A 13,241-nucleotide genomic window follows, 5' to 3' on the forward strand; every position below is an offset into this window, starting at 1 on the left:
GTGGCAGTGGATTCATCGGGCGTCTGCAGAATGGTCAAGCGGACCCGGGAGGCCACAGTGACTGGCCGATGTCCGTCCGGTAATAGCTCCCCGGACAATGCAAGCGGGCGATGTTGGCATAGGCCCGGGCGCGCGCGATCTCCAGAGTGGGGCCAAAGCCGATGACGTCGGCCAACCGGTGACCGGTGGCCCAAAGCCGACCCTGCTGATCTTGCCGAACCTCGTTCCACCAAACGTCGGCCTCTTCATTCTCCAAAGGTTGCCGGACCTCCAGCGGCAGTTCCGGGCCGGACAATTGCACGTAGGGGTAGCCGTAGCCGGCCAGGGTGACCGAGCAACCGAAATGGCGGTGCGAGTGAAACCGGGGTTCCAGTTTCTCATCGCGCGCCGTGCGATACAAGGTGTCCCAGGGGTTGCGGAGCATGCGCAACAGCATGGCACCCGAGGTGACGCCCAACCGAACATTGTATTCCAGCACCCACCAACGGTCGTCCTGCCAGGCGGCGGTCACCTGCAAAGGCCCGTGGAATCGGGACTCCCGCAACCAGGGCAGCAGGGGATGAATCAGTGCCCGAGCCAGGCCGTAGCGATCCCCGGGATCGGCCTCCACCAGCCCCCCCAACGGGGCACCGGCCACGATTCCCATGTTCCCGTGGAAGGCGCGCTTGTACTCCTGGTTGGTGACCAGGGAAACAATTTCGCCCCGGCTCACCAGCACGATGTGTCCGGCTTCGGCGCGGCCCATGTACTGCTGAAGAAAGAGTCCTTCTGCATCATTCACGCGTTCGAGCCAGGCCCGTGTGGCCTCGGGGCTTTCGCACACGATGGTGTGTACGGGGCTGAACGGGCCGCAGAGCGGGTTTTTGATGACATAGGGAGCGGGATGTCGGGCCAGCCATTCGAGGGCCTCGGCTCGATTGCGCACAAAGACGGAGGGGGGATACGGAATCCCGAACCTCTCACAGAGGTTGCGCGCGAAGTCCCTTTCGCGCTCCAGGCGCAGGGCTTCGCCGGTGGGACAAAGGAACGGCACGCCGCAGCGCAGAAGATCGTCCGCCCAGCGGGCCTGCGCCCAGTCGATGGACTGGGGAATCACCAAGTTGACGCCCTCGCGTTGAATCAGCGGCACGGGACTGGGATGTGCGTCGTGTCGATAGGCGGGCCCGCTCAACGACGGCGGCCAATGGGCATAGTCGCGCGTCAGATACGTCATGACGCGCGCGCCGTCCTCCTGGAGGATCCGCGTGGTGCTGTGGGCGAAACTGCCCACGCCCAGCACCATAAGCGTGCGGTTCTCTCCCGATCTCTGGGCTGCAGCCGGCATGTGTTTCCCCTCGCCGCTTCGAACCGGGGGGCAAACTCGGTCCTTCCTCGAACAAAATCAAGCGCGAGCGTGACCATCTTGCGGGCACGCATGTTCATGGAACCAGTCGGGTCACGTCGGCACGCTTGGATGCATGCCGGCGAGCAGTCGTGCAACCCCGCCCATGCACGACCGTCGGGCAGGGCATCGAAGAGCGTTGGAAGCCGCGCTGGTAAGGACACGGAGAGGGGGCCGGGAGTCGGAAACAGACAGGTTCCGGACTCAACGATGCGGGCCCTGATCGACCGCGGCAGGTCCGGGATCCGCCGCGGCAGAACGAGGCGCGCCCGCTGGTGCGCAACCGCCGTGCATGGACAACCAGCGCAGTGCGGGGTCAATAGACGACCACGGAGCGCACGGGGTAGCCTTCCAGGCGGCTGCGGCCGTTCAGGAACGTGAGCTCGATAAGGAAGGAGATCTCCAGGATCTGGCCTCCGACTTTTTTGACCAGTTCCGCGGCAGCCGCGGCCGTTCCTCCCGTGGCCAGCAGATCGTCCATCAAGAGCACGCGTGCGCCCGGTCGGATGGCGTCCACGTGGATGGCAATGGTGTTGGTGCCGTACTCGAGGTTGTAGGTTTGCTCGTGCGTCAGGTAGGGGAGCTTGCCCTTTTTGCGCACCGGGACGAAGCCCGCCCGCAGGCGGTAAGCCGCCGCTGCGGCGAAGATGAACCCGCGCGCATCGATGCCCACAACCGCGTCCACCTGCCCCGGCTGAAAGCCCGCGGTCAGAAGCTCGATGCTTCCTGCAAACAATTCGGGGTCTGCCAGGACCGGGGTGATGTCTTTGAACTGGATGCCCGGCTGGGGAAAATCCGGGATGTTCCGAATGGCGCGTTGAATGTCGGCGGGTGTGACCGTGGCCATGGCTGAAGCAGGAAGGGGCGGGGTCAGTCGTTCCGCAGGGTCAGTCCTTCACCTTTTCCAGCTTTTCGATCATGCGGCGCAGTTTGCGCAGGGCAATGTTCTGGATCTGTCGGACGCGTTCGCGGGTGACGCCGAACTGGGCCCCGACTTCCTCCAACGTCTGGGGAGGATTCCCGTCCAGGCCGAACCGGCGGTTGAGGATGGCGGCTTCGCGGGCATCCAGGCGCTGCAGCAGCTCGCGCAGCATCGCCGTGACGGTTTTTTCCTCCAGTTCCTCGTAGGGTGTGTGGGCGGATTCGTCCTGGACGATCTCCCCGAAGCTGTTGGAGTCCTCCTCTTCGGACAGGGGGGCGTCCAGGGAAGCGGGTCGGATGGCGGCAGTGCGCATTTGCGCCACGCGGGCGGGCGTGGTGCCCAACTCGGCAGCCAGTTCTTCATCAGTGGGTTCGCGGCCCAGTTCTTCCTGCAATTCCATGGCCACCCGGCGCATGCGAGCGATTTTGTCCACCAGGTGCACGGGCAGACGGATGGTCTTGGCCTGATTGGCCAGGGCCCGTTTGATGGCCTGTTTGATCCACCAGGCGGCGTACGTGGAGAGTTTTCCCCCCTTCTTCGGATCGAATCGCTCCACGGCCTTCATGAGGCCGATGTTGCCCTCGCTGATCAGATCCAACAGCGGCAGTCCCAGGCCTTCGTAATCGCGGGCGATTTTTACCACGAGCCGGAGGTTGGCCTTGATCATCTGCTCGCGGGCCTTTTTGTCGCCGGCCTTGATGCGGGCGGCCAGTTCGATCTCCTCCTGCGGCGTGAGCAGTTTGACCTGACCGATCTCGCGCAGGTAGAGGCGGAAGGCCGTCTCGGTCTCATGATCGTCCCGCTCCTGCTCAGCCTCCAGGACCTCCGATGCCGTCTCACGTTCTACGAGCACCTCGTCTGCGGAAGCGGGGGGCGGAGGCGAAGTGCCAGATTCCTGTACCGCCGGGGTCGACGGCGGAGGGGTTTGTGGAGCCCGGGCAGGTTCGGAGGTTGCAGCACGCGACCGGGCGGCACGCGGGGAGCGGACGCTTTTGGAAGACCGGGCCGCCTTGGATCCATTTTGTGTTTTGCGGGAGCGTCTTTGAGCGCCCATAGGCTCGGCGTCAGCATGGAAAGTAGCCGGGAAGAGGCGCAAGCAGAATCGAATTGCCTCGGCGAGGGGCCGGTCTGCGAGAGGCCGGCCAGCGGGAGTCAGACCGCCGGCGCCTCGGAAGCGCGGGCCCGCGCCTGGTTGCGGTCCCAGACCTCCTGGTAGATTGCGTTCATTTGCTCGGCTTTGCGGGGCCAGAGGTAGTGATCCAACACCCTCTGACGGGCGGCTTCCCCCAGGCGCCGGCGCAGTTGCGGATCCCGGGCAAGTCGCACCAACGCCTCCGCCAGGGCAGATGCGGTTTCGTCCGGGCGAGTTGGAGGGATCCGGATGGCGGTGGCGTCGGTGGCGATTTCAGCCTGCCCGTGATGGAGGAGGGTGACGGCCGGCAGGCTCGCCGCCATCGCCTCCAGCAACGCGTTGCCGGAAGTGTCACGCAGGCTGGTGAAGAGGAACACGTCGTGAGCGCGTAGAAGGTCGGGAACCTGTTGACGGTCCACGCGGCCGTACCATTGGATGAGACTGGCCACGCCGAGGCGGGCGGCCGTGGCTTTGATCGCGCCGGCATCCGGACCGTCGCCGGCCATGCTCAACCGAAGGGTGGGCTCGACCTTTTGTGCCCGCGCAAACGCAGTGACGGCCAGCGTTCCGGCCTTGATTTTTTCCATCCGACTCAGCCAGAGCACGCGGACCGTGGGGGAGGTCGTCAGGGGACGCGGCGCGAGAACCTGCTCGGGAGCGACGCCCGTTTCCAGCATCATGCGGACCTTGGCACGGTGGACGGCGGGAATTTTTTCGGCGGTCTCTCGATTTGCGACCAGAATGACAGCCGCGGCGCGAAAGCTCAAATGGAGATGGGGCAGCGCAGGCGCCATCAGCACCGTGAGCGAGCGCGCCAGTTCAGGGACGAGTCGCCGCCCGAAGTGCCAAAGAAACGGCCAGGGACAAATCTGGCCGCCGCCCAGCGGCCCCAACACCGCGGGAGGATCCGCTTGCCACCAATAGCCCGGTTGCCGAAAGGAATTGAAAGTAACGTGGTGAACCAGGTCGAACTCTTTGAGCCGCGGCTGCACCCACTTGCGTGCTCCCCACTGCCATCGGGCGTAGAACAGACTCACCGGCAGGCCACGGGCTTTCCAGCGCAGCCACGGCCCGGGCGGATCGTAATAAAGAAATCGCGGGCGTGGCTCGGGGAGCAAGGCCACGGCAGCTTCCAGGGCGGGTTGATTGTTCGCGCGCGTGAGCACGGTGACATCGTGGTGACGCGCCAGCTCCACCGCCCACCGCCAACCCACCTCCGGTTCCGACCCCCGGCCCGGCTCGCAGGCGTACGCGGAAAGCAACACCTTGCGTCGATGGTCCATTCAAGGACGGCCAACGTAGGCAAGAAGAGCAGTGAGGAGCAAGCTTGCGACCGAGTCACTGGCGGCCGTTCAGCACAAGAGCCCGTGCACCGCGGGCCACGCTCTCAAGCGCCGCGGTGTGTCCGGGCCGTTCCTGCTTGCGAGCTGCCAGAGTTCGCAGACCATTCGGGGCATGACGAAAGGCACATGGCTTCGGCGGCCGTCTGGGGATGCGAGGGAGCGGCCCGTGAAGGGCCGGCCGGGGTGGGTGCACGGACCCTCCCGGTGCGCCCGGGCGATGGCGGCTGCATGCAAAATCTGGGGCGGCCTGGTGCTGTGCGCATGGTTGTCGAGCCCGGTGTCAGGGGCGGGCCATCCTGCGAGCCCGTCGGACCGGTACGACGTGGTCTGGGAAAGTCCCAGCACCAACCATCACGGGTCCATGCCCCTGGGCAATGGGAGTGTCGGCGTCAACGCATGGATGACGCCGGATGGGCAACTCCATTGTTACCTGGCCCGGGGCGATGCCTGGGACGACTATGCACGACTCGTCAAGGTGGGAAAGGTCCGTTTCGTCTTCGATCCCAACCCCATCCGGGCCGCGGAACCGTACCGGCAGGAACTGGACCTGCAGACCGCCACAATGGAAATCGAGACCGGCAGCAACGGGACCATGCGAATCCAGCTTTGGGTGGACGCCCATTTGCCAGTGGTGCACCTGGTGGCAGAAGGGGTGAACGCGTTTACGGTCACGGCCGAAGTGGACTTGTGGCGAACCAACCGCACGCCCTCCCAGCAGGTGGAAGTCAGCGACGTTTTCAAGAATCACCCGCGCCCGAAGAGTGAAGAAGCGACCATGGTTTTGGAGCCGGATGTGCTGGTGACGGGCCTCGACAACCGCATCGGCTGGTATCATCACAATGGCAAATCCATTGGACCGCGGCTCATGGCGGAGATCCAGGGGCTCGCCGACTATCCGCAGCCGGACCCGTTGCTGCACCGAACCTTTGGCGGGCTGGTCGCGGCGGACACGGCCCACCGCTTGGATGATCGGCGACTGCGGTCGGGCCCGGCCCGCAGACACCATTTTCGGGTGGTGGTCTTGACCCGGCATCCCGCGACGCCGGACGAATGGCTGGCATCCGCGGAGCAGGTGTTGAGGCAAGCGGAATCGGACGGATTGGCGCGACGCCGGGCCCTGCATGAATCCTGGTGGTCGGCCTTCTGGAACAGGAGTTGGATTCACGCCTGGCAGGCGACGTCTGCGCCGCCAACCGTGCCCGTGTTGGTGCCTTCCAATGCGCATCCGGTACGGATCGGCCACGACCGGGATGGAGGAAACCGCTGGGCCGGCAGGATCGGTCGGTTGACGATCTGGGACCAACCCTTGTCCGAGGAGGCTCTGGTGCAGCTTGCAAGAACCGCCCCCGAGGAGCTTCCGCAGGGATTGCCTCCTTCGGTACATCAAGTGCGCAATCCCGTTGTCGGCCCCATCGAAAGCTCAACGAGTTGGGATTTTCGCAGGGGCTTGACCGTGGAAGCGTGGGTTCGGCCGGAGGCGTTCGGTCCGGGTGGGGCACGCATCGTGGACAAGGTGACACCCGGGGTGGACGACGGCTTTTTGCTGGACACCTGGCCGGGCAACAGCCTCCGGTTCATTTGCGGGTCCCACACCTTGCGGAGCGCGGAGGCCGCACCCGCGGGGCAATGGACCCACGTCGTGGCCGTAGCGGATCCCAAACGTTCGGGATGCCGCCTCTACGTCAACGGGCAACTGGTCGCACGGTCCGACGGGCCCGCCATCGAGGACGAGGCGGCCTGGGTGAGTCAAATGTACCATTTGCAGCGGTTCATCACCGCTGCCGCGGGCCGCGGGCGCTACCCGATCAAGTTCAACGGGTCGCTGTTCACCGTGCCACCCGGGCCCACCGAGGCGGACCCGGATTACCGGCGCTGGGGACCGGGCTACTGGTGGCAGAACACGCGACTGCCCTACTACGCGATGTGCGCCGCCGGCGACTTCGATCTGATGGAGCCGCTCTTCCGCATGTACGTGGACGACTTGTTGCCGCTGTGTGTGTATCGGACGCAACTGTATCTGGGCCACGGCGGCGCCTTCTATCCGGAGTGCATGATGTTCTGGGGCGCCATCTTCAGTGAGTCCTATGGATGGACCCCGTTTGCCGAACGCACCGACAAGTTGCAGAGCAGTCGCTGGCACAAATGGGAATGGGTGGGTGGCCTGGAGCTGGCCTGGCTGGCACTGGACTACTATGAGCACACGGAAGACCGCAACTTCTTGAAGCGCCGTGCCCTGCCGGTGACGCGTGAGGTTTTGAAGTTCTTTGAGGAGCACTATCCCACCAATGCCCGGGGCGAGATGGTGTTCCATCCCTCCCAAGCGCTGGAAACCTGGTGGCATTGCACGAACGCTGCACCCGAGGTTGGCGGGTGCATCGCACTCACGGAACGGTTGCTGCGGTTGCCGGCCGATCTGGTGCCGGCGGCCGACCTTGCCCTGGCGCAGCGGCTGCGAGCCAAACTGCCCCCGGTCCCCGTGCGCCTGATTGACGGCCGGCCAGCCCTGGCACCTGCCGCCTTTTTCGCAGACAAGCGGAACATCGAGAACCCGGAGCTGTACCCGGTGTTCCCCTTCCGGTTGTTCGCTTTCAATCGGTCCGGCGTGGAAATGGCCGTTGCGGCCCTGGAGCACCGGCTGGATCGGGGCCATGTGGGGTGGCGTCAGGACGACTTGTTCATGGCCTACCTGGGCCTGGTGCATGAGACTCGCCGGGCGGTGGTGGACCGCGCCCGACGCCACGACCCAGGGCAGCGGTTTCCGGCCTTCTGGGGACCCAACTTTGATTGGACCCCCGACCAGTGTCACGGCGGGGTCCTGATGCGCACCTTTCAGGGCATGGTCCTGCAGACGGACAGCGACCAGATCTTTCTGCTACCGGCGTGGCCCCGCGACTGGAACGTCGATTTCCGGCTGCATGCCCCGAAACGCACCGTGGTGGAAGGCCGCTTCGAGGAAGGGCGGTGGGTCCGACTGGTCGTCGAACCGCCGGAGCGCCGACGAGACCTGGTGTTGTTACCAGCACGATAAAGCCCGGGTGGAGCCGTCGCTCAAGCTCAAGAGCAAGCGGCGGCGTCATGACCACTGCAGGTTGGCGGTCGCTTCTCGGGGAACCCTCGGATGCCGGTTCCTGCATTCTGCGAAGGGATGCAGGAGGCCGAGACCCGGTGCTCCCGCGCGGCTCGAGGATGCTCCGGGCGTGGACGAACTGTGCAGGGGCGTGCTGGTCCGGGACCCCATCGGGCCAACGCGGCTGCATCTTGAAATTCCGCCGATCGGGCCTAGGGTGAGGGTGAGCCGAACAAGTCCCCAATCCCAGACAGAGAAAGGAGCCCGTTATGCCCGTGCGCAAACTCAAAGAGTTCCTCGACGCCAATGGCGTGAAGTATGTGAGCATCATCCATTCGCCGGCCTACACCGCCCAAGAGGTGGCAGCTTCGGCCCACATCCCGGGCCGGGCCATGGCCAAGGTGGTCATCGTGGATCTGGACGGCGAGCTGGCGATGGCTGTGTTGCCGGCCACCCGGCGCGTGGTGTTGCAAGACTTGCGCGAGTTGACCGGATGCGAACGGGCCCGGTTTGCCTCGGAAGAGGCCTTCCAGGCACGATTCCCGGATTGCGAGATCGGTGCCATGCCGCCCTTCGGCAACCTGTATGGCATGGAGGTGTACGCCGCCGAGTCGCTTCGGGAGAATCCGGAAATCGCCTTCAACGCCGGATCGCACACCGAGGTGATCAAGATGGCGTGGTCGGACTTCGAGCGACTGGTGAAACCGAAATTGGCGATGTTCACCACCTGAGCCAGGCGCACGGACCGTTGCGCGACCCGCCGGAGGCGGGGGAGGCAGGGCGCTTGAAAAGGGACCCCTTCCAGTGCGATGCCCTGAGAGCTGCTCGAGTCGCCCGCGCGGAACCCTCAGCGCCTCGTGCTTCCGCCTCTTGCCGTTGGGGCCAAGCCTGCCCAACAATCCCGGCCGGTGGAGAAAACCGGGACGTTCGAGGGAGATTTGCAGATGGGACCAAGCGGCACAGCACAAGTGGTCGAACTGGGGGTGCCGGCCGAGAAACCGGCGGAGACGGATGCGTCCCTGGACTGGTATTGCATTCGGTGTCTGCGGGGAGTGGCACGGGACCGCGATCGCATCTTCCGCGAAGGCAAAAGCGAATTCGTCTTCCGCAATCCGGAGGGCCACAAATTCCATATTTTGCTTTTTGCCGATTGTCCCGGCGGGCGAACCGCCGGGATCCCCACGACGTTGCACACGTGGTTTCCCGGGTACGCCTGGTGCTACTGCCTCTGCCGGGGATGCGGTCTGCAACTGGGCTGGTGGTATGAAGGAGAGGGCCGTTTCGCGGGTTTGATTCGTTCCCGGATTGTGAACGCCGCTCAGTGGCGAAACTGAAGAGCATCCTTCGGGCAGACGCTGACATCCACGGGCCCGGTGGCGGGGGAGCCGCGGTGGCGCGGGCCGGCTTGAGCACCGCGACCTGACCTGCTTGTCTGTTGCCCGGGGTCTATCAGGGACCGGCCGTGACGGATTCGTCCTGCGTCCGAAGTCTTTCGCGGGCGGACGCAGAGGCCCCGACCCACCGGCCGCGCCGGCGGGACCCGATGGAATTCAGTACCGGTAGTGCTCCGGTTTGTACGGGCCGTCGATCGGCACGCCGATGTAGGCCGCCTGCTTGGGCGTCAAACGGGTGAGTTTCACCCCCAGACGTTCCAGATGGAGCCGTGCCACTTCCTCGTCCAGCTTCTTGGGCAGCCGATAGACCCCCACCTTGTAGGTGTCCCGGTTTTGCCAGAGATCCATCTGGGCCAGGCACTGATTGGTGAAGCTGTTGCTCATGACGAAGCTGGGATGGCCCTCGGCACAGCCCAGATTGACGAGGCGTCCCTCGGCCAACACGTAGATGCTCCGGCCATTGGGCAGATCGTAGCGGTCGACCTGGGGCTTGATGTTGACCTTGCGGACCCCCGGCAGGGCATTCAAACGGTCCACCTGGATCTCGTTGTCGAAGTGGCCGATGTTGCAAACGATGGCCTGGTCCTTCATCTGCAACATGTGCTCCAGTGTGATGACATCGCAGTTGCCCGTGGCGGTCACATAGATGTCCGCCACGCCCAGGGTGTCTTCGACGGTGGTGACCTGGTACCCCTCCATGGCGGCCTGAAGGGCGTTGATGGGGTCGATCTCGGTGACAATGACCCGGGCACCGAACCCACGCAGACTCTGGGCACTTCCCTTGCCCACATCGCCATAGCCGCAAACCACGGCGGTTTTGCCGGCAATCATGACGCCGAGGGCGCGCTTCAGGCCGTCGGCCAGTGACTCCCGACACCCATAGAGGTTGTCGAACTTTGATTTGGTGACCGAGTCGTTGACGTTGATGGCCGGGACCAACAGCCTGCCCTGCTGGAGCATTTGGTAGAGGCGGTGCACCCCGGTGGTGGTTTCTTCGCTCACGCCCTTCCATTCCTTGACCACCTCGGTGAACCAGCCGGGCCGTTCCCTGGCACAACGCTTGAGCAGGTTCTTGATGACCTGTTCCTCCCGGGACTCGGCCGGCCGGTGGACCCAGTCGTCGCCCTGTTCCATTTCGTACCCTTTGTGCAGGAGCAGGGTCGCATCGCCTCCGTCGTCCACCACGAGCTGGGGGCCTTTCATGCCGGGGTGGGTGAGGGCATGGAGCGTGAACTGCCAGTAGTCCTCGAGCGTTTCCCCTTTGTACGCGAAGACACTGATGCCGGCGCGGGCGATGGCCGCTGCGGCGTGATCCTGCGTGGAAAAGATGTTGCAGCTGGCCCAGCGCACCGAGGCTCCCAGTTCAACCAATGTTTCGATGAGGACCGCGGTCTCGATGGTCATGTGAAGGGACCCCGAGATCCGCACGCCCTGGAGGGGTTTCTGGGGACCGTATTTGGTCCGGATGGCCATGAGGCCCGGCATCTCGTGTTCCGCGACCTCGATCTCTTTGCGTCCGAGATCGGCCAGACTCAGGTCCTTGACGATGAAATTGGGCGTCGCCTGCGTCCGGGATCGGCGGTTCGCAGTCCGACGGGCGGCGGTTGACTTTGTGGTCGAGGATTTGAACGTCGTGGGCATAGGCATGGGTTTTGGTTGGCAACCAGAAGCTCAGGAAAGGGCGCGTTTGAGTTCTTCCACCTTGTCCGTGCGCTCCCACGTAAGATCGGGATCGTCCTTGCCGAAGTGGCCGTAATTGGTGGTTTTCTTGTAGATGGGCCGGCGCAGATCGAGCTGGCGGATGATCTCGGCCGGCTCGAAACAGAACACTTTCTGAACCGCCTTGAGGATGCGGTCGTCCGGCACGGTGCCGGTGCCAAAGGTGTCCACGCTGACGCTTACGGGCTGGTGGTATCCGATGGCGTAGGCGAACTGAATCTCGCAGCGCTTGGCCAGGCCCGCAGCGACGATGTTCTTGGCGACCCAGCGCGCCATGTAGGCCGCGCTCCGGTCCACCTTGGTGGGGTCTTTTCCGGAAAAGGCGCCGCCGCCGTGCCGGCCCATGCCCCCGTAGGTGTCCACAATGATCTTGCGTCCCGTCAGGCCGGTGTCGCCCTGGGGGCCGCCCACGACGAAGCGGCCAGTGGGATTGATCAGGTACGTAGTCTTGGAGGTGAGCATGTTCCGGGGCAGGACCTTCTGAATGACCTGCCGGATGCAGAAATCCTCGATCTCATCATGGTCCACGTCCGGAGTATGCTGCGTGGAAATGACCACGTTGGTGATGGCCACGGGCCGGCCGTTCTCGTAGGCCACCGAGACCTGGGATTTGGCGTCCGGACGCAGCCAGGGCACTTTGCCGGATTTGCGGATGCGCGTCAGCTCGCGGCCGAGTCGATGGGCGAACATGATCGGGGCGGGCATCAGTTCCGGCGTTTCATCGCAGGCATAGCCGAACATCATCCCCTGGTCGCCCGCGCCCTGTTTGGCGGTTTTCTTCCCCTTGGCCTTGCGGGCGTCCACGCCCTGGGCGATGTCCGGCGACTGGCCGGTGATCAGCAAATGCACGAACACGCGGTCGGCATGGAACACGTCGTCGTCGTGCGTGTAGCCAATGTCGCGGATGGCCTGGCGGGCGATGTTGACAAAATCAATGACCTCGCTGGGGTGTTTGGAACCCAGTTTGGGGATGGTGATTTCGCCGCCGACGATGAGGACATTGGACTTGGCGTAGCACTCGCAGGCGACGCGGCTGTTGGGATCCACGCTGAGACAGGCATCCAGGACGTAGTCCGAGACGGTGTCGCAAACCTTGTCCGGATGCCCTTCCCCGACGGATTCCGAGGAGAAGATGAAACTCGGGTTCATGACGGTCGTTTTGCCCTTGCCGATGCGCTGTTGTTCCATTGACAAATCAGGATGCGAAGATATATCGCTTGTGGCCAGCGTCAACCGGAATTTGCGGCGCCGGGGCAGACGCTCGCGGTTTTGGAGAGACGCACACGACAAGGGCAACACAGGCATGAGTCAGACGTTGCGGGCTTTGCGGGCGTTGGGGGATGCGACCCGTCTGCGGCTGTTGGCGCTGCTGGAAAAAGAGGAGCTCTCCGTCCACGAGCTGCAGGAAATCACCCATCTGGGCCAGTCGCGCATTTCCACGCACCTGGCGCAGCTGCAGGAGGCCGGGTTGGTCCGGTGCCGTCGAGAGGGACGTCGGGCGTACTACCGGTTGGTGCACGGAGCCGGAACGGATCGGGACAGTCTGGTGAAGGCGGCGCTGGCCGGGGTCCGCGAATTGCCTGAAGCGGAGCACGACGCCGTAAATCTTCGGCGGGTGCTGCAACTGCGTCAGGATCAACGGCAGCTCTATTTCAATCAGGTGGCGGGTCGATTCGACCGGGTCTATGGCCCCGGGCGGTCTTGGCAGGCCCTCGGTCAGTTGCTTCTGCGGATCCTGCCGCCCCTGGTGGTGGCCGACCTGGGCTCGGGGGAAGGACTGGTGAGCGAACTGCTGGCCCGACGCTGCCGGAAGGTGATCGCCGTGGACAACTCCGAACGCATCGTGGCCTATGGCGCCGCACGAGCGCGTCGCATCGGGCTGAAAAACCTGGAATTCCGGCTGGGCGATCTGCAGGACCCTCCGATTGCGGATGCGAGCGTGGACCTGGTGCTGCTGAGCCAGGCACTCCACCACGCAGAAGACCCACCGCGTGCCGTGCGCAGCGCGTGGCGGATTCTGAAGCCGGGCGGCCAGGTTTGGATCCTGGACTTGCGGCAGCATCAATTTGAGCAGGCGCGGGAGTTGTACGGCGACCGTTGGCTCGGCTTTTCCGAAGCCGATCTGCAGCGCTGGCTGGAAGAGACCGGCTTCCGCGAGGTGGAAGTCAGCGTCGTGGCGCGCGAAGAAACTCCGCCGCATTTCGAGACGGTTCTGGCGGGCGGGACCAAGCCGGTGGCAGGGCGAAAACGCCCCACGGGCGCAGCGTAAGCGGCGGGGGCCTT

General features: G+C 64.5%; 10 protein-coding genes. 4 read left to right on the forward strand and 6 right to left on the reverse strand.

Translation table 11 applies throughout. From position 1 onward, the window contains the following. Positions 1 to 34: 34 nt before the first annotated feature. The 4 genes from ACPDIT_RS14105 to ACPDIT_RS14120 form a co-directional block, all read right to left on the reverse strand. Positions 35 to 1,282: a phosphoribosylglycinamide synthetase C domain-containing protein gene (locus ACPDIT_RS14105; RefSeq protein ID WP_423444527.1), complete on the reverse strand. Its 1,248-nt coding sequence runs from the start codon at positions 1,280 to 1,282 to the stop codon at positions 35 to 37. A 415-nt stretch (positions 1,283 to 1,697) separates the two neighbouring features. Further along, complete coding sequence (locus ACPDIT_RS14110) at positions 1,698 to 2,228, reverse strand: adenine phosphoribosyltransferase (RefSeq protein WP_423444529.1); 531 nt, start codon at positions 2,226 to 2,228, stop codon at positions 1,698 to 1,700. A 40-nt stretch (positions 2,229 to 2,268) separates the two neighbouring features. Continuing rightward, positions 2,269 to 3,123, reverse strand: coding sequence for a sigma-70 family RNA polymerase sigma factor (locus ACPDIT_RS14115; protein ID WP_423444617.1), 855 nt, complete (start codon positions 3,121 to 3,123; stop codon positions 2,269 to 2,271). 332 nt (positions 3,124 to 3,455) lie between these two features. Next, entirely contained in the window at positions 3,456 to 4,718 is a 1,263-nt protein-coding gene (locus tag ACPDIT_RS14120) for a glycosyltransferase family 4 protein (protein WP_423444531.1), read from the reverse strand. A 277-nt stretch (positions 4,719 to 4,995) separates the two neighbouring features. On the opposite strand from ACPDIT_RS14120, the gene ACPDIT_RS14125 reads away from it, so the two are divergent. The 3 genes from ACPDIT_RS14125 (at position 4,996) to ACPDIT_RS14135 (ending at position 9,179) form a co-directional block, all read left to right on the forward strand. Then, entirely contained in the window at positions 4,996 to 7,806 is a 2,811-nt protein-coding gene (locus ACPDIT_RS14125) for a DUF5703 domain-containing protein (protein WP_423444533.1), read from the forward strand. Positions 7,807 to 8,114: 308 nt separating this feature from the next. Beyond that, a complete protein-coding gene (locus ACPDIT_RS14130; RefSeq protein ID WP_423444535.1) occupies positions 8,115 to 8,576 on the forward strand; it encodes an aminoacyl-tRNA deacylase in 462 nt (153 codons plus the stop codon). Positions 8,577 to 8,753: 177 nt separating this feature from the next. Beyond that, positions 8,754 to 9,179, forward strand: a complete 426-nt coding sequence (locus tag ACPDIT_RS14135) for a cereblon family protein (RefSeq protein ID WP_423444537.1) — start codon at positions 8,754 to 8,756, stop codon at positions 9,177 to 9,179. Between the two features lie 216 nt (positions 9,180 to 9,395). Here ACPDIT_RS14135 and ahcY read toward each other — a convergent pair whose 3' ends face one another. Together ahcY and metK are read right to left on the reverse strand one after the other, a co-directional pair. Further along, positions 9,396 to 10,880, reverse strand: coding sequence for an adenosylhomocysteinase (ahcY, locus tag ACPDIT_RS14140; protein ID WP_423444538.1), 1,485 nt, complete (start codon positions 10,878 to 10,880; stop codon positions 9,396 to 9,398). A 30-nt stretch (positions 10,881 to 10,910) separates the two neighbouring features. Further along, positions 10,911 to 12,107 carry a methionine adenosyltransferase gene (metK, locus tag ACPDIT_RS14145; RefSeq protein ID WP_423444619.1) on the reverse strand — a complete coding sequence of 399 codons (1,197 nt, stop codon included), beginning with the start codon at positions 12,105 to 12,107 and terminating at the stop codon, positions 10,911 to 10,913. A 154-nt stretch (positions 12,108 to 12,261) separates the two neighbouring features. Here metK and ACPDIT_RS14150 point away from each other — a divergent pair, with 154 nt between their 5' ends. Beyond that, on the forward strand, positions 12,262 to 13,227 hold the full coding sequence (locus ACPDIT_RS14150; protein ID WP_423444540.1) for an ArsR/SmtB family transcription factor: 966 nt from the start codon (positions 12,262 to 12,264) through the stop codon (positions 13,225 to 13,227). The last annotated feature ends 14 nt before the right edge of the window (positions 13,228 to 13,241 follow it).

The organism is Limisphaera sp. VF-2 (assembly GCF_049537125.1).
GTDB lineage: Bacteria > Verrucomicrobiota > Verrucomicrobiia > Limisphaerales > Limisphaeraceae > Limisphaera.